Annotated in this window: 16 protein-coding genes; 3 read left to right on the top strand and 13 right to left on the bottom strand. The window is 45.0% G+C overall.

Going from position 1 to position 17,116, the window contains the following annotated elements; genetic code table 11:
- From AC08OG_RS05200 to sucC, 3 genes are read right to left on the bottom strand one after another with little or no spacing between them, the layout of a single operon-like run.
- Window positions 1-1,644, bottom strand: a complete 1,644-nt coding sequence (locus AC08OG_RS05200; protein WP_482930220.1) for an NAD+ synthase — start codon at window positions 1,642-1,644, stop codon at window positions 1-3.
- Entirely contained in the window at window positions 1,644-2,516 is an 873-nt protein-coding gene (sucD, locus tag AC08OG_RS05195; RefSeq protein ID WP_482930219.1) for a succinate--CoA ligase subunit alpha, read from the bottom strand. The genes AC08OG_RS05200 and sucD overlap by 1 nt, the downstream gene beginning before the upstream one ends.
- Before the next feature lie 7 nt (window positions 2,517-2,523).
- Window positions 2,524-3,687 (bottom strand): ADP-forming succinate--CoA ligase subunit beta, encoded by a 1,164-nt coding sequence (sucC, locus tag AC08OG_RS05190; RefSeq protein ID WP_482930218.1) that lies wholly within the window; start codon window positions 3,685-3,687, stop codon window positions 2,524-2,526.
- A gap of 113 nt (window positions 3,688-3,800) precedes the next feature.
- Between sucC and pip the strand changes: the two genes are divergently transcribed.
- The 3 genes from pip to AC08OG_RS05175 are packed head-to-tail and all read left to right on the top strand — an operon-like array spanning window position 3,801 to window position 5,871.
- On the top strand, window positions 3,801-4,793 hold the full coding sequence (gene pip, locus AC08OG_RS05185) for a prolyl aminopeptidase (protein ID WP_482930217.1): 993 nt from the start codon (window positions 3,801-3,803) through the stop codon (window positions 4,791-4,793).
- Window positions 4,790-5,233: a D-aminoacyl-tRNA deacylase gene (gene dtd, locus AC08OG_RS05180; RefSeq protein ID WP_482930216.1), complete on the top strand. Its 444-nt coding sequence runs from the start codon at window positions 4,790-4,792 to the stop codon at window positions 5,231-5,233. Before pip ends, dtd begins: the two co-directional genes overlap by 4 nt.
- Before the next feature lie 11 nt (window positions 5,234-5,244).
- Entirely contained in the window at window positions 5,245-5,871 is a 627-nt protein-coding gene (locus tag AC08OG_RS05175) for a lytic murein transglycosylase (protein WP_482930215.1), read from the top strand.
- On the opposite strand, the gene AC08OG_RS05170 is transcribed toward AC08OG_RS05175, so the two are convergent.
- The 10 genes from AC08OG_RS05170 to ccoO all read right to left on the bottom strand — a co-directional run bounded on the left by AC08OG_RS05170 (window position 5,850) and on the right by ccoO (window position 17,107).
- The gene (locus AC08OG_RS05170; protein ID WP_482930214.1) at window positions 5,850-8,564 is read right to left on the bottom strand and encodes an EAL domain-containing protein; all 2,715 of its coding nucleotides are present in this window, start codon (window positions 8,562-8,564) and stop codon (window positions 5,850-5,852) included. The genes AC08OG_RS05175 and AC08OG_RS05170 overlap by 22 nt on opposite strands.
- A 68-nt stretch (window positions 8,565-8,632) precedes the next feature.
- A complete protein-coding gene (locus tag AC08OG_RS05165; RefSeq protein WP_482930213.1) occupies window positions 8,633-9,187 on the bottom strand; it encodes a hypothetical protein in 555 nt (184 codons plus the stop codon).
- Between the two features lie 39 nt (window positions 9,188-9,226).
- Window positions 9,227-10,234, bottom strand: coding sequence for an ABC transporter substrate-binding protein (locus tag AC08OG_RS05160; RefSeq protein ID WP_482930522.1), 1,008 nt, complete (start codon window positions 10,232-10,234; stop codon window positions 9,227-9,229).
- Between the two features lie 147 nt (window positions 10,235-10,381).
- Entirely contained in the window at window positions 10,382-10,594 is a 213-nt protein-coding gene (gene ccoS, locus AC08OG_RS05155) for a cbb3-type cytochrome oxidase assembly protein CcoS (protein ID WP_292757293.1), read from the bottom strand.
- A gap of 3 nt (window positions 10,595-10,597) precedes the next feature.
- On the bottom strand, window positions 10,598-13,054 hold the full coding sequence (locus tag AC08OG_RS05150) for a heavy metal translocating P-type ATPase (RefSeq protein ID WP_482930212.1): 2,457 nt from the start codon (window positions 13,052-13,054) through the stop codon (window positions 10,598-10,600).
- A 25-nt stretch (window positions 13,055-13,079) separates the two neighbouring features.
- The gene (locus tag AC08OG_RS05145) at window positions 13,080-13,586 is read right to left on the bottom strand and encodes a FixH family protein (protein ID WP_292757297.1); all 507 of its coding nucleotides are present in this window, start codon (window positions 13,584-13,586) and stop codon (window positions 13,080-13,082) included.
- Entirely contained in the window at window positions 13,583-15,004 is a 1,422-nt protein-coding gene (gene ccoG / locus AC08OG_RS05140) for a cytochrome c oxidase accessory protein CcoG (RefSeq protein ID WP_482930211.1), read from the bottom strand. Before ccoG ends, AC08OG_RS05145 begins: the two co-directional genes overlap by 4 nt.
- Before the next feature lie 295 nt (window positions 15,005-15,299).
- Window positions 15,300-16,238, bottom strand: coding sequence for a cytochrome-c oxidase, cbb3-type subunit III (gene ccoP / locus AC08OG_RS05135; protein WP_300494076.1), 939 nt, complete (start codon window positions 16,236-16,238; stop codon window positions 15,300-15,302).
- Window positions 16,228-16,437: a cbb3-type cytochrome c oxidase subunit 3 gene (locus AC08OG_RS05130; RefSeq protein ID WP_300494074.1), complete on the bottom strand. Its 210-nt coding sequence runs from the start codon at window positions 16,435-16,437 to the stop codon at window positions 16,228-16,230. The genes ccoP and AC08OG_RS05130 overlap by 11 nt, the downstream gene beginning before the upstream one ends.
- Entirely contained in the window at window positions 16,430-17,107 is a 678-nt protein-coding gene (ccoO, locus tag AC08OG_RS05125; protein WP_292480991.1) for a cytochrome-c oxidase, cbb3-type subunit II, read from the bottom strand. The genes AC08OG_RS05130 and ccoO overlap by 8 nt, the downstream gene beginning before the upstream one ends.
- Between the last annotated feature and the right edge of the window lie 9 nt (window positions 17,108-17,116).

Genomic DNA, 17,116 nt, shown 5'->3' with positions numbered 1-17,116 from the left:
CTACTCTATTGTTGATGTTACGGTATACCCTGATGTTATCGGATAGCGACGATCTCTGCCAAATGCTCTTCCAGTAATACGAATTCCCGGAGGAGCCTGCCGCCGTTTATATTCACTACGATCTACCATTTTGATGACCTGTGCAACCGTTTCTGCATCAAATCCCGAAGCCACTAAATCTTCAAAACAGCCATCTTTGGCAATATAGGCTTCCAGGATTTCATCAAGTATTTCATAGGCGGGTAATGAATCCTGATCCAGCTGGTCTGCTGAAAGCTCAGCGGAAGGTGGTCGACTTATGATGCGTTCAGGAATGATCGCCGATAAACTGTTGCGATAGCGTGCAAGCTTATAAACCAGCGTTTTATACACATCCTTTAATGGCGAAAAACCACCCGCCATATCTCCATATAATGTGGAATAACCAACGGCCATTTCACTTTTGTTACCAGTAGAAAGTACCATTGCGCCAGTTTTGTTGGATATTGCCATCAGCAATACACCGCGACAACGCGCCTGAATATTCTCTTCCGTGGCATCAGGCTGGGTACCAGCAAAAACATCTTCCAACTCACGCAGAAAGGTCTGAAACAGATTTTCAATATTAATATTTCGATATTGAACACCCAAGATCGCAGCCATTTCTGCTGCATCATCCAGACTGATTTGTGAGGTATAACGCGATGGCATCATCACTGCCTGTACTCGTTCAGCTCCCAACGCATCGACAGCCAGAGCCATGGTCAATGCAGAGTCAATCCCACCCGATAAACCAATTACGACACCAGGGAAACGGTTTTTTTCAACATAATCACGTAAGCCACAGACTAATGCCTGGTAGACCGTTTCCAGTTCTTCCATCAACGGTTGTTGTGGCCCGCTAAGTTCAATGCCGTGGTCGGTTTTATGAAGTGTTATCGGTACCAACGCTGTAGCAAACTGAATAGCCTGTATGCATTTTTCGCCCGCGGCATTAACTGCAAATGAGGCACCATCAAATACCAGTTCATCCTGTCCGCCAATCTGGTTCACGTATAGAACAGGCACATTATTTTCGCGTGCCCGCTGGCTTACTTCTGCCTCGCGTAACTGGGTTTTATCCTGTTTAAATGGCGAGGCATTGAGATTCATAATGATTTCAGCCCCCAAATCCACCGCCTGTGACGAAGGTTCAATAAACCAGATATCTTCGCAAATAGTCAGGCCAATTTTGAACTGGTTAATATCAATGATGGTTGCCTCACGTCCTTCAATGAAATAGCGTTTTTCATCAAATACACCATAATTAGGCAATTTTTGTTTGAGGTATTGGGCGGTGATTTGTTTTTTGTTGATCACTGAAGCGGCATTAAATAATTCTTTACCTACTTCACCGAGCGGGTGACCGACAATAATCGTAATATCATCAATTTGCTGACAAAGGGTCTGCAATGCTTTATCGACCCGCTTTAACAAACCGGGTCGCAGTAACAAATCTTCCGGTGGATAACCGGTCAGGCATAGTTCGGGAAACACAACCAGTTCAGCATCATGCTCTTGCCTTGCTTGCTGGGTGGCCGCAATTACCTTTCTGGTATTGCCAGCGACATCCCCCACAACCGGATCAATCTGTGCCAGCACTACCCGAAGTTGATTATTAGCCATTACTTTTCCATTAGTTGCAGCATGGTTGAACCAATTTCTGCCGGTGAACCTGCAATCGCCACGCCGGCTGCTTCCAGTGCTGCGAGTTTGGCTTTGGCTGTACCTTGTCCACCGCTGATAATAGCCCCCGCATGCCCCATACGTTTTCCTGCTGGAGCGGTTAAACCGGCAATATAGGCCGCAACCGGTTTGGTCACATATTGCTTGATGTATTCTGCAGCTTCCTCTTCAGCCTGACCGCCGATTTCTCCGACCATAACAATGCCTTTGGTCAGGGGGTCAGCTTCAAATAACGCCAGACAATCAATAAAATTCATACCATGTATTGGATCACCACCAATCCCGACACAGGTGCTTTGACCAAGCCCGTTTTGCGTTGTCTGATAAACCGCTTCATAAGTAAGCGTGCCAGACCGAGAAACAATACCGATTTTGCCTGGCAAATGAATACTGCCAGGCATAATGCCAATTTTACATTCGCCAGGCGTGATCAGACCTGGACAGTTTGGCCCAATTAATCTGGCATCATAGGATTTAAGCGCGTGCTTTACCCGCAACATGTCCAGTACCGGAATACCTTCTGTGATACAGGCAATCACTTTAATGCCGGCGTCAGCTGCTTCCAGTATGGCATCAGCAGCGAATGCTGCCGGAACATAGATCATGCTGGCATCAGCACCGGTTTCGTTGACTGCTTCATGCACGGTATTAAATACCGGCATATTAAGATGAGTTTGCCCACCTTTACCGGGGGTAACCCCTCCAACGAACTGCGTCCCATAGGCAATAGCCTGTTCAGAATGGAAAGTGCCCTGTTTGCCGGTAAACCCCTGACAGATAACTTTGGTGTCTTTATTAACCAAGATACTCACGTGTTTATTACTCCCCTGCCGCAGTGACAGCCATGGCTGCTGCTTCAGTTAAATCCTGTGCTACGCGTAAATTCATTCCACTGTTTTCCAGTAATGTACGGCCCAAATCGGCATTGGTACCTTCCAGTCGAACGATTACCGGTAACGATAAACCAACCTCCTTGGCCGCCTGCATAATGCCTTGGGCAATTAGGTCACAGCGCACGATTCCACCAAAGATATTCACCAGAATGGATTTCACTTTTTTATCAGATAAAATCAACTTGAACGCTTCGGCAACGCGATCCGAAGTGGTACCGCCCCCCACATCAAGGAAGTTGGCCGGTTCACCACCCTGTTTCTGTATCAAATCCATAGTGGCCATTGCTAATCCGGCACCATTGACCATACAGGCCACATTGCCATCCAGCGCAATATAATTCAGCCCGAAATCACGCGCGATTACCTCAGCCGGATTTTCCTGGGTTGGATCAAATAATTCGGCCAAATCCGAGTGACGATATAAAGCGTTATCATCGACATTGATTTTGGCATCCAATGCAAGTAAATCTCCGGAATCGGTCACCACTAGCGGGTTAATCTCCAACAGGCTGATGTCTTTTTCACAAAACAGCTGATACAGATTTTGCATCAGTTGCTGTAATTGTTTGAAGGCTGTACCGGTTAACTGTAAAAAGAAACCCGCCTGACGACATTGATAAGATTGCAGGCCGGCTACTGGATCGACGTAAAGATTTAAAATAGCTTCAGGAGTTTTTTCAGCGACTTCTTCAATATCCATTCCGCCTTCGGCAGAAATCATAAACACAACACGTTGCGTGACGCGGTCGACCAGTAAGGCGAGATATAATTCACGGGCAATTGATGATGGGGTTTCAATCCAGATTTTATTTACCGGTAAGCCCTCTGCCGTCGTCTGGTGTGTCACCAGCTGACTTCCCAGCATGGCATTTACCGCATCCTTCACCGCATCCTGGTTATCTTCAACACGCACACCACCGGCCTTACCACGTCCGCCGCTATGCACCTGGGCTTTTACGACCCAACGTTCACCACCAATTGCTGTAATGGCAGATTCCACGTCATCAGCAGTAGCTATCATCTGTCCTTTAGGTGTTGCGATGCCATATTGGTTAAACAATTGTTTTGCCTGATACTCATGCAGGTTCATGTTGAGTTCGCCTTGTATGTCTTTATTATTGCTGAACAGCAGTGCCAACAGTTAAACGTCATATTTTCGCCCATCAAGGTAATAATTACCATCATCTGTCATGATATAGTTGCGTGCTGAAAACCAATACGGAACAGCATATGCGTACTCTATACCCTGATATCGAGCCTTTTCACAGCCAGCTATTATCCTGTGAAGAAATGCCGGATGGTCGACGTCATGAGGTTTATTTCGAGCAGTGCGGCAATCCACAGGGAATCCCGGTTATATTTTTACATGGTGGGCCTGGCTCAGGTTGCCGACCACAGCACCGCTGTTATTTTGATCCTGAGCTATATCACATTATTTTATTTGATCAGCGTGGTTGCGGACGTTCGTTACCAGCAGGTGAGCTGGAACATAACACTACCGATTATCTGATAGCGGATATGGAAGCTATCCGCAAATTACTCAATATCGATAAGTGGATGTTATTTGGTGGATCCTGGGGAGCCACATTAGCGTTAGCGTATGCCCGACAGCATCCCCAAAATGTCTCAAACATGGTGTTACGCGGTACGTTTCTTGGCAGACAGCAGGATATTAACTGGGTTTACGCTGCAGGCGGCGCATCCAGAGTGTTTGCTGAAGCCTGGCATGAACTGGTGAAGGATTTACCGGAAAGTGAGCAAAATTCGCCATTGGCATATTTTTATCAGAAATTAACCCATCCGGATGTCTCTCAACAGGTAATTGCTGCCAATACATTGCAAAACTGGGAAGCCACCATCGTGATGCTCCGCGATCAACATTATCAACCTGATGCTGAGCAATCGCCGGGACCACTGGCACACTCCAGAATTCAATTGCATTACGCGTTGAATAATTGTTTTCTGGCAGACCAGCCATTGTTGGAAAGCATCGAATCAATTAATCATATCCCGGCAACTATCATTCATGGACGCTACGATATGGTGTGTCCAATGCAGCAATCGTGGGAAGTTTATCAACGCTGGCCGAATGCACAGTTTGAAGTGTTGCCGATGGCTGGACACGCAGCAAGTGAGCCTGCGATTATTGATGCGCTGGTCAGAACGACAGATCAATTGGCATCAAAACTAATATGATTGGTTTGTTACAACGTGTCAGTCAGGCGGATGTGGCCATCAATAAAAATCAAACCATTGCTCAAATCGGCCAGGGTTTGCTGGTATTGATTGGTATAGAAAAAACCGACACGATGGCTGTTGCTGATCGATTGTTAAAACGCATTTTAAATTATCGGGTATTCAGCGATGCCGACGACAAAATGAATTTAAGTTTGCTCGATATAAAAGGTGATTTATTGCTGGTACCGCAATTTACTTTGCCCGCTGATACCCGTAAAGGCAATCGCCCCAGTTTCACGCCTGCTGCCCCGCCCGACCAGGGCAAACAATTATTTGATTATTTGCTGGCGCAGGCACGGCTGCAACCCCTCACGGTTGAAGCCGGGCAATTTGCTGCTGATATGCAGGTTTCACTGACCAACGACGGGCCAGTCACTTTCTGGCTACAAGTTAACTAATTCGGATATTTATGCGTATATTGCTCAAATTTTTACTTGGTACGACTTTAGTCGTTATTGCCATCGCAGCATTAATGCTGGTCCCCTCCCCCCAACCCAAAGCACCCAAACCCTGGGAAGTGACGGTAATGCCTGATAACCAAATTGAGGTGATGGGTGTGCACTTAGGCACTACTACTTACGGGGAAATTCAGCAGTTATGGCGTGAAGCTGGGGAAGCGGCTCTGTTTATTTCTGAAAACGACGATATCTCAGCTGAAGTATTTTTTGAATCCGTAAACCTTGGTGGACTTTCAGCACGTACTGTCCTTAATCTGCAGGTTCCTCAAGAGGTTTTACAAGCGATGGCGGAAAGAGCTCTTTCGGCCAAACTCCAACCCAGTGGAGCACGGCGCTATGATCCTGCTTTTGATGATAAGCAGGCTCTATTATCTGCTCCGGCAGCAGTGCTTACTTATATTCCTTCAGTACGTCTTGATGAGGAAATGGTGCGCACGCGTTTTGGTGAACCTGAACAAATTCATAATGAGGCAGAAGAAAGCCCGGCACAAATCTGGCATTACCCGAACATTGGTCTCACTATCCGGCTTCACCCTGAAGAACGTCCAGTGCTGACTTATACGGCCCGCACATCCTGATCGGTTTGTTTTATGTAATCCATCAGGTCATTCAGGTCGATGGCCTTGCTGAAATAAAAACCCTGTGCACGTTTGCACTGGCTTTTACGTAAAAATGCCAGCTGCTCTGCGGTCTCAACCCCCTCTGCGACAACTTCCAGGGCCAGACTGTTCGACATGGCCAGAATGGCATTTACAATAGCTGCATCGTCACTGTCTTCTGTCACATCGCGAACGAAAGTCCGGTCTATCTTGAGCACATTGAGCGGGAACTGCTTCAAATATGACAAAGACGAATAACCGGTGCCAAAGTCGTCAATCGCCAGAGTAATACCAAGCAAACTCAATTCTCTTAGGGTCTGAACAGCTTGTTCAGTGTTTTCCATTAACAGGCTTTCGGTAATCTCCAGCTCGAGATTTTTCGCAGGCATTCCGGTTTGTTCAAGCAGGTTGCGAATAAAGTTGACCAGTAAATTACCTTTGAACTGACGGCCCGAAAGATTGACTGCCATTAAAAAGTCATCGGGCAAATAACTCTGATTTGCCATGTAGGCTTCACAGGTTTTCCTTAACACCCATTCTCCTACCGCACTTATCAGACCGGTATCTTCTAACACGGGTACAAAAATCGCTGGTGAAACATCTCCCCATTGCTCTGTATGCCAACGCAATAAAACCTCAGCACCTGCAACACGGCCAGTTTCCAGATCAATCTGTGGTTGAAACTGCAGATAAAACTCCTGCAATTCAACTGCACGACGCAAACCAGTTTCCATCGCCAGACGCTGTGATGCCTGGGCGTTCATTTCTGAGGAATAGAACTGAAAATTATTACGACCGCTACCCTTGGCGTAATACATCGCTGCATCAGCATTGCGCACCAGCATATCTACATCACGCCCGTCAGCAGGATATAAGCTTATCCCGATACTCGGACTGATATTGACTTCAATGTTATCGAGCATATACGGCAAAGCTGTCGTGCTGAGAATTTTTTCAGCGACTCTGCCGACATATTGAGCCGATGTGATATCTTCCAGAATAACGGTAAACTCATCCCCGCCTAATCTGGCAACCGTATCACTGTCCCTGACACAGGAACGAATGCGTCGTGCTACCTCACAAAGCAGGATATCACCGGCTTTATGGCCCAGTGAATCGTTGATATGTTTGAAATGATCCAAGTCGAGAAAGAACACAGCGAGTCGACCATTTTGTCGTTTAGCTTTGTGTATGGCATGTTCAAGGCGATCTTTAAATACACCTCGGTTAGGTAAGCCGGTCAGAATATCGCTGCTGGCTAATCGAGTCAGTCGTTCTTCATTCTGACGCTGATGAGTCACATCTTCATAAAGCCAGATAGATCCCTCCGCTGGATTGAGCGGGTCAATTACCTGACCAGCGACAGCACACCAGAATTTCTCGCCATCGGCACGGATCATTTCTACCTGAGCTTCAAAATTTTCTGCTTCAGACAATGTGCTGTAAGCCTGTTCTCCAAAACGCTCAAAAGCTTCCTCGCTAGGATGCAGACATAAAGTACTTTTGCCTTCAATATCCTCCCGGGAAAACAAAAACAATTGTTCGAACTTATTATTTACCCGAATAATCTGACGATTCTTGATAAAAGCAATACCTACCATGGCATTTTCAAGAATGGCATTTAATTCATTGCTGGTTTGAACTAATGCCAGTTTGGTTCTTTTCCATGTGCTGATATCCGAAATAACGCAAACCCAGATATCATCATCAAATTCTGATAAAGGACTGAGTGAAACCCACATAGAAAATGACTCGCCAAACCAGTTCAAACCTTCGAACTCACGATTGTCTTTTTGCTGCTGCTCAATATCGCCAAGGGACTGAATTGATTCTGTCTGCGCAAAAAACTGCAATATTTTCTGACCCGCCAATTGGTTCTCACTGGCTTTTAATATTTTTTCTGCCGCGGGATTACAGGAACTGATTGTTCCATCTGCCTGGAGCGCCAGAATGGCTTCCGGAACACCATTAAGAATAGCTCGAATCCGTGTTTCCCTCACCTCAAGTGAATGTCGGGTCTCATCCAGTGTCTCAATCAGACTCTGTGTTTGTGCTGCAAAAACATTAAAGTCATTGGCAAGTAAATTAAATTCACTTTGACCATTGTCGGTAGGCATACGGGTATCAAAATTCTGAGCTGACAAAGCATGCATCGCTTTACGCAAGCGTTGCATCGGTTGATTGATTCGTGCTGTCATGGTGAGCACAAAACCGGTGATACCTAACGAAATAATCAAACAACTAATAATCATCCACCATTTTGCTGTCTTGGCCAGAGCAGCAGATGCCTGCGTTCTGACCAACCCCTGGTCACCTACTCTGGCGGAAAGATTATTCAGATTCAGCATCAGTATTTCTAATATATCCAATCCCTGCTGTTGCACGATTTGGGATTGTTCATATGCCTCGATTTGTCGGATGCGCAATTGATAAACCGAATTATCATCATCAACTACCAAGTGAATAAAGCTATCAATCTGTTGTTGTAATAAATCGGCCTGTAGCATCAAATCAGGGTAATTTTGTAAATGCTGCTTGATTACCAAAATAGCATTTCGCAACATCGACTCCTGTTCCCGAATATCGTTTTCCCTGATACTGAGCAGCAAATCCTGGTTTTGTGTTTCACGAATTTGCTGACTTAACATACTGATGCGCAGCACATTCAGCATCAAAGAATAGCTGCTTCGTTCAACGGCACTGTAATTATCAATTAACGCAGATGTATCAGGCTGTTCTGCTACGGGGGGCGCAAAGACTGGATTTGTCTGGTCAGGGTCAAATCAATTTTGCCGGTAATGGCCTCGGCAATTTCCTGAATCTCCTCTCCCAGGGAGGACACACTTTCGGTACGTTGTTCAAGCTGTTCAGATAATTGGTGCTGAACCTGCATTTGCTGCAATAACTGGCTATCTGTTTTGAGGAATTGCTGATAGTAATCAGTTAATACAGTGGTGAGCTCTGGTGAAATTTCCAGCTCCTGCATACTTACCAATAAACGCTGCCAGGTTTGTTCAAATTCAGCTTCAAGCGGCGCTCTTTGAGAAATACTGGCAAGTTCATCAGCATTTCTGGCACTGATAATCTGTTTTTGCCTCGAAATAAAAGCAGCTGCACTGATAGTGATTTGTCGGGCATTATCTACCAGCGGAAACACTTGTTCGGTAAGCTGGAGTTGATTTTTTGTGTAATGCTGATGACTGAACAAGGCTATTGCCGCCATTAGCAATACCATCAATACGGTAATGACTGCCCAGAAGTGCAGCAGTGCACGGATGCTCCAATTTTTAAACATATTTTCCCTGTTCATTTTGCTCACATCCTGTTGATGAAGCTACTGTGGTAACTCAAAGTCACGCCATTCAAAGGATCTAAACGAACCGTTTTCAAGTTTGCTGAGCCACACTTTGCTGCCTGCTGGTGAGGCGTTACTGGCAAAACTCCTCTGGGTCTCCAGACCAATATCCCAATCCTCAAGATTATATAAAGCATCAACAACTGATTGACGTGTGACCGGACCATCAATACGTTTTAATGCCTGACAAAAAACTTTTGCAACGATATATCCTTCCAGAGAGACCGTATTAGGCTGCAGCTTTTTATCATATTGCTCTAAGGCCTGCCGATATTCATTGACGATTGGTAAATCAGCATCTATTTCCGGCACAACCTGACTGACCAGAACATTTGCATCAATCCCTTTAAGAGATTGCTCCAATACATGGCTACCGACAAATGAAACATTCACAAACCACATGTCCGGCTTGTCTGCATGCAATAGTTTTATAAACTTGGCTGATGGGGCATAACTGCCAGCCATCAGAATAACTTTGGGTGTTTTTTTTGCTTTGAGAATCGTCGCAACGGCACTTTCAACATTCAACGTATTGCGTGAATAATAGGCATGGGTCAGGAAATCCGCCTGATAAAAGCCTCTGTCTTGCAAAGCTAATGATGCAGCCTGAAATACTGCATTGCCATAACTGTCCTGTTGAGTAAAAAAAGCGATTTCATCGGCTTGAATGCCCGCATTCAATAAACCGTTAATCAACGTAGTGACTTCTTGTCGATATCCTGGTCGGAAATTAATGATGTAACGACTAGGGGGATCTCGCCTTAACACTTCACCACCGGAAAATGCACCGACCAAAGCAACCTGAGATTGCTCAGCAATCGGAACAGTAACCACTGCCGTTGGGGTTCCAACATTACCCAGCACTGCCACAACATCATGCTCAGTAATCAGCTGTCGCATGTTGGTGGCTGCCAGAAGTGGTTCGTAGGAGTCATCCAATGCCAATAGCTCAATAATATTGCCTTGAATGCCTCCCTGATAATTTATTTTGGAAAAAAAGTATTTATTCCGGCTTGCATTGACAGTCCCATTTCAGCTAATGGACCACTTAACGCACTACTCATGCCAACATGTATATTTTCAGCCAGGACATTTTTCGTCAGCAATAGGCCAACGCAACACAGGACAACAAGCCTATTCATCCTTGCGGACTTCATTCTGTTCTTGTGTTTCTTTGTCCGCTTGGTCTTCGGTCTCTTCAGGATCGTTATCATCATCCATCAATACCCGGTTAGCGGCACCATCCATATCGTCATACTGACCACTGCGAACAGCCCAAAAAAACACTGCAACACCCACCAGGCCCAGTAATAGCATACCGGGTAAAAGTCCATAAATGACTTCCATAGCCTACCTCTTAACTATTCGACTAATCCTGGCAGCATTACCAATGACAAGTAACGAACTAATCGGCATCGTGATTGCTGCCAGTAAGGGACTGACTAAGGCCATCATCGCTAATGGAACCATAATCACGTTATAACTAATGGATAATACAATATTCTGCCGAATGGTGCGTAATGTCCGGGAAGCCAACTGCCTTGCCAAGGCCACCTGACTCAGTTGATTGTGCGATAGAATAACATCGGCACTTTCAATAGAGACATCGGTCCCCGAAGCCAGAGCAATACCGACATCAGCCTGGATTAATGCCGGTGAATCATTAATGCCATCTCCCACCATTGCAACACAATCGCCTTGTTGCTGTAATCTTTGAATCACCTGCCGTTTCTCAGCAGGCAATACTTCGGCCAATCGCTGGATATTGCCTAAATCTGCGGTAACAGAATCCACTACCAGCTGGCGATCACCGCTTAATACCGTCACTTTTAGCCCTTGCGCCAACATATCAGCAATCATGTTTTTGGCGTCATCACGTAACGTATCGAATAAGCCTAAAATGCCTATCAGTTTTTGATCACGCGCCACAAATACACCGCTGATCCCTTGTTGTTCCAGTTGATTGACCTGTGACTGCCATTCACCGTTTAGCTTTATGGCATGCAATGTCATCCATTCTGCCGTACCAACAAGAATTTTCTGTCCTTCAATATCCGCTTCCACCCCTCTTCCCGGAGAAGCATTAAACGCTGAAATATCCAATAAAGGCAGGTTTTCTTGCTGAGCGGCGGAGATAATCGTTTTTGCAATACCGTGTTCGGACTGTTGCTCTGCTGACGCCGCAATCTGTAACACAGTTTGTGGTGAAATGCCCTCCGCAGTGAATTGTTTAACCAGCCGTAATTTACCTTCAGTCAATGTGCCAGTTTTATCAAACACATAATGCGTCACACTGGATAATTTCTCTAATGCAACTCCTTGTTTGATCAAAATGCCATTGCTGGCCCCCACACCACTGGCAACCGCAATCGACATTGGAGTTGCCATGCCAAAAGCGCAGGGACAGGTCACCACTAATACCGAGGCTGCAGCCAATAATGCTTTTTCAAAATCACTTCCCACCCAGTACATAAAGGTCAACGTAGCAAGAGTCAGGGTAACAACAACAAACCAGGGAACGATTTTGTCTGCAAGCGTTTGAATAGGTGCTTTAGAGGTTTGTGCCTCATCCATCAGCGCAATAATTTTAGCCAGGGCAGTATGGCGTAATACATATTTTGCTCTGACAACAAAAGCGCCTTCTCCATTAATACTGCCGGCAACTACAGAATCGTCAGGTTGTTTACGTATCGGTTGTGATTCGCCTGTCAGCATTGATTCATCTACGGCACTTTCACCTTCGGTCACAATGCCATCGACTGGTATATTTTCACCCGGTCGTACCAGCACCAGATCCCCTGCTTTTACCGAACGGATCGGCACTGTTTTCTGGATTCCCGCATCCATTACGGTTGCCAGTTTCGGCTGTAACTCCAGCATGCGTCGCGTTGCAGATAGCGCGTTCCGTTTGGAAAGCGCTTCCAAATATCGGCCAATAAGAATGACGAAGATAAAATTCACTACCGTATCAAAGAAGACTTCGCCATCTAACGATCCAGTGAAGGTGATATACGTCGAGTACAGATAGGTTGCAGTAGCGCCGATGGCAATCGGCAAATCCATGGTGAGATAACGGCTGCGTAATCCACTAATTGAATTGCGGAAAAAAGGATAGCCTGAATAAAGCAATGTCGGGGTAGCAATAAAAAATCCCACCCAATGAAACAGATTGCGGAACTCGTCTTCTGCTGCCCCGGAATACAACGCAATGGAAACCCACATCAGGTTCATCATGGCAAAACCGGCAAATGCCATGCGATAGACTAATCCACGATGACGCTTGGCCAATGCACCCTCTGCCGTTTCGGGGTCAAAAGGGACTGCTGCATAACCCAGTTTAGCCAAATGGTGCATTAAAACAGATAAGGATGTTTCTCGATTATCCCAGCGTATTCGACAGCGTTTTGCAGTCAAATTAACATCTGCCGCCAACACGCCGGGTAATTTATGCAGTGCATGTTCAATTAACCATACGCAGGCTGCACAATGTATCCCATCAATTAACAGGAAGATGGTGCGTTTATCACCAAGATCATCGACATAATCTGCCTGAATTTCATCAATATCATAGGCATGAAAATCATTAGCGGTTTCAGGTGGAGGAGCGAGCGATTCGCCTTCTGGCGTTTTATTATAAAAACCCTGTAGCCCCGCTGCGTATATTGTCTGGCATGCCATTTGACAGCCATGACAACAAAACTCATGTGGAAGAGAATTTATTTGTGCAGTAAATTCACCGGGATTTTTTACAATTAACCCACAATGAAAACATTCGCTTTTTTTAGCTTGCGCGGCAGATTCAGACAAAAACTATCAACTTGCTTTTAAATAATTAAGGATCAATATAAATTCTGCGGGTAATCAGAAACTCATCCTCTCCACGTTTGGCTTCGACAATAATGTCCCAGTTACCTGGCAAACCAAACTCAATATCCGCTCCATACCGCCCCAGTCCAATGGGATTCATTTCAACTGAAAAATCTTGACGCTGATCCGATGGGCGATAAGCGAATAGGCTGACAGAATCCAAATTCACAGTTTTGGAATTTTTTCCTTGGATCAGCACTTCATAGGCCTGACGCTGGTTAACCCGGTTATTGGCCGGAACCATAATGACCCCGCTCCAGCCGAGCTTATTTTCCTGCTCCAGCTGCATTTCTTTTTCAGCGTAGGCTTTGCCACGTTCATAGTAATTATCGACGACCAGATTTGGTGGCGACTTAAATGCCAGATAGATAAATATGATATTCATCGTGACAAAAGTGCACAAAAATGCCAGAAAACCTAAGACCCATGGGTTTTTCAGTGCTTGATTATTTTCTTGTGAGATTGCCATCATTTCGGCCCCATAAAGACACTTTCATACTGGACAGAAACACCCGGGTTGGAAACGACATTTGCAATAAATGTAAGGTGTTCCAGTTCTGTGTTGAGTTCACCATCAGGCACTCTTACCAGCGCCTGTAATGGAATAACTTTGCCTGGTTCAATAATAACGCTGTGGTCAATACCATGCAAAGTGGCGCCTTCCAAACCACTGATGCCATACTGAACTTCCATGGTTTCGTTGGTTTTGTTAAGCATTTTAAGTGTGTAACGGTTCTGAATAGATCCATCACTTAGCTGAACAAAGACTGGTTGTCGATTGTGAATAACCTGAAACTCTGTTGACGAGAGTGTGGCAAACCCATAACCAACGCCGGACATTGCCATCATTAATATAAATGAATAAATAATGACTCTCGGACGTTTATATAATGCGGCGGGTTGAGCATTATGATGTAAATCCTTGTATGAGGCATAACGAATCAGACCACGGGGCTGATTGGTCTTGTCCATAATACTGTCACAAGCATCAATACACATACCACAGGTGATACATCCCTCCTGTTGTCCCTTACGAATATCAATTCCGGTAGGGCATACGGCCACACACACTTTGCAATCAATACAACTGCCTTTGCTGGAATCCACAGCACCTTTTTTAAGTTTGCCACGTGGTTCACCACGTTCAGCATCATAAGCTGGCAGCACAGTATCTTGATCATACATAACACCCTGTAGACGGGCGTATGGGCATAGCCAGAAACAGACCTGCTCACGCATAAATCCAGCAAAGATATACGTGCCAATAGTAAACATAGCCAGGACGATCCAAGCGGCTAATGACGCCTGCAGATGAAAATAGTCGTACCAGAGTTGAAACGCGTCGGTAAACCAGGCAGCAAAGGTCACGCCAGTCAATAAGGCAATTGACAGCCATAAAGCGTGTTTCAGTACAATACGGGAGACTTTGCTAACGGTTGTTGGTGAATTTTTAAACTTCATCGCCTTTTGAGGTGTGTCACCCTCAATCCGGGTTTCGATAAAGGTAAAAACATCTGTCCAGACAGTTTGAAAACAGAAATAACCACAGAATACCCGGCCCGCAATACTGGTTACAGCAGCCAGCAATATGGCAAAGAACAATAATGTAAGGGAAAGCATCCAGATATCTTGTGGGAAAATGGTGATATCTAAAAAGTTGAATTGACGATTGGGGATATCGAAAAGAATTGCCTGTTCCCCGTTCCAGCGTAGATAAGGCCCAATAAAGAAAATTAACCAGACGGACATGCCAAACCATTTAAGTCGTCTGAACCGGCCGGACATCCGCTTTGCTACGACCTTAGTGCCGCCGGCATTAACATGCCAGTCAGAGACCTCATCATAGATGTCATTAATATTGAGCTCTGCTGACTTCAGTTGTTCCGACACAGTTTGTACCTCACAGGCAACTTATCCGATGGGATTATAACATGCCAAATAATATAAGCATTTACTAATTTAGCTTTTGACGTACAAAAAAAGCCGACAAAATCGGCTTTTTTTGAATCGTCAGACAGTTAATTATCGTTGGAACTGTCTTCCATGTTTTTAATGACCTTGTAAGCAATCACGGCAATCACAACAATTGTCAGTACAAGGCTCACAATAGCACCAATCGCTACAGCATCTAATCCCATATCAATCTCCTTGAATCTATCGACTCGTAATTACGTCAGTTCGACGTTTACTCTTCGCCACCACCAAGTTGATGGACATAAACAGCAAGCTTTTTGATTTCAGTTTCTGAAAGCCGTTGAGTTTCATCACCTTCATAATATTCTTCAGGATCATCACCGTATTCTTCTGCTTCCAGACGAACAGCAAGTTTTTCATTCCAGCCCGGCATTACTGCAATACGGGTGTTAGGATCATTTGCATCATTTACACCGTGCAGAATTGTATGGCGAATCTCATCCGGTTCACCAGAAAAGCGCCAGACTTTGTCAGACAAATTAGCCGAACCTAACTGCTGAATCCCTTTAGCTTCTGCACCATGACACGCTACACAACCTTTTTCGTTGTAAAGTTTCCATTGCGCTTCGGTAGCTTCACCAGCTGAGTTACTCAACACGAATTCAACCAGGCCATCCACTTCTTCTTCTGTTAACAGTTCAGCATGTGCAGGCATCATTCCTTGACGACCTTTGGCCAGAGTTTCAATGATTTTGTTTACTGTTCCACCGTATAACCAGTCATCATCAGCAAGGATTGGGTAACCTGAACCAGGTTGAGGATATCCGCCAACACCATGACAGGCTGCACAGTTATCACCATAAAGAACTTTGCTTGAACCTACTGCATAACGTAATAGTTCATCATCTTCGAGAATTTCTTCCGCTGACATTGCAGCAATACGATCTTCAAAAGGTGCACGTTTTTCCTTGATTTGTGCCATGTCTTCCTTGTATTCATTAATCTGTGTCCAACCCAGAATACCTTGGGTGTTTCCATTCACCAATGGTAGAGAAGGATAAAGAATAAAATATACCAACACTAACAAACCGCTCAGGTATAAAGCTATTGTCCACCAACGTGGCGGTGGATTGGTCAATTCTCTGATGCCATCCCATTCATGCCCTGTATCAGGACATTCATTTGGGTTTTTATTGTTATCAGCCATCATTTTTCTCCGAATTTATATCGTCATCTCTCAGTGGCAAGTCACGATGCGATTCAAGTTTTTCTTTGTTTTTTGGGCGTAAAGCCCAGAAATACATACCAAACATCAGTAAGAAAATAACAACCGTCAGAATGGTACCGACCCAATCACTTACGGTCATTGCAGACCAGTTTGTCTTAAAATAAGACAGAAAATCACTCACGGTAATCTCTTCCTGGTTCAAATTGAATCATGGTGCCAAGCACTTGCAGATAAGCTACCAGAGCATCCATTTCAGTTTTGCCTTCTACGACTTCAGCTGCTCCCAGAATTTCTTCATCGCTATAAGGAACCCCCAGAACTTTCATTGCTTTGAGTCGTTTAATCATACCTTCACCATCAATGGTCGATTCGTCCAGCCAAGGATACCTAGGCATAACGGATTCAGGCACAACAGAACGTGGGTCACGTAAATGCTGAATATGCCATGCATCAGAGTATTTACCACCAACACGCGCTAAATCCGGTCCGGTACGTTTTGACCCCCATTGAAACGGGTGATCATATTTGGACTCTACCGCCAATGAATAATGACCATAACGATCTTTTTCATCACGAAATGGACGCACCATTTGTGAATGACACAGATAGCAACCTTCCCGCTGATAAACATCACGTCCAGCTAACTCCAGTGCAGTGTACGGACGTACACCCTGCAGTTCTTCGTATTCAGGATAGACATCATCCTCAAAAGTGTTATCCAGATAGAACAATGGCACGATCTCGACAATACCACCAACAGAGACTACCAAAGCTGTTGCCAGTACCAATCCCCAGACGTTTACCTCTACCCACTCTTGAAAGCTAATGCGTTTATTAGATTTTTTAGCCATGCTGATACC

The sequence above is a fragment of the Methylophaga sp. F7 genome (genome assembly GCF_056863975.1).
This window is presented reverse-complemented; position numbering and strand designations above follow the sequence as displayed.

What these genes read in the sequence shown, in the direction of transcription:
- AC08OG_RS05200 (WP_482930220.1), bottom strand. Translation starts at nt 1,644, where the DNA reads ATGGCTAATAATCAACTTCGGGTAGTGCTGGCACAGATTGATCCGGTT.
- sucC (WP_482930218.1), bottom strand. Translation starts at nt 3,687, where the DNA reads ATGAACCTGCATGAGTATCAGGCAAAACAATTGTTTAACCAATATGGC.
- dtd (WP_482930216.1), top strand. Translation starts at nt 4,790, where the DNA reads ATGATTGGTTTGTTACAACGTGTCAGTCAGGCGGATGTGGCCATCAAT.
- AC08OG_RS05175 (WP_482930215.1), top strand. Translation starts at nt 5,245, where the DNA reads ATGCGTATATTGCTCAAATTTTTACTTGGTACGACTTTAGTCGTTATT.
- AC08OG_RS05170 (WP_482930214.1), bottom strand. Translation starts at nt 8,564, where the DNA reads ATGCTGAATGTGCTGCGCATCAGTATGTTAAGTCAGCAAATTCGTGAA.
- AC08OG_RS05165 (WP_482930213.1), bottom strand. Translation starts at nt 9,187, where the DNA reads ATGTTTAAAAATTGGAGCATCCGTGCACTGCTGCACTTCTGGGCAGTC.
- ccoS (WP_292757293.1), bottom strand. Translation starts at nt 10,594, where the DNA reads ATGGAAGTCATTTATGGACTTTTACCCGGTATGCTATTACTGGGCCTG.
- AC08OG_RS05145 (WP_292757297.1), bottom strand. Translation starts at nt 13,586, where the DNA reads ATGATGGCAATCTCACAAGAAAATAATCAAGCACTGAAAAACCCATGG.
- ccoP (WP_300494076.1), bottom strand. Translation starts at nt 16,238, where the DNA reads ATGATGGCTGATAACAATAAAAACCCAAATGAATGTCCTGATACAGGG.
- ccoO (WP_292480991.1), bottom strand. Translation starts at nt 17,107, where the DNA reads ATGGCTAAAAAATCTAATAAACGCATTAGCTTTCAAGAGTGGGTAGAG.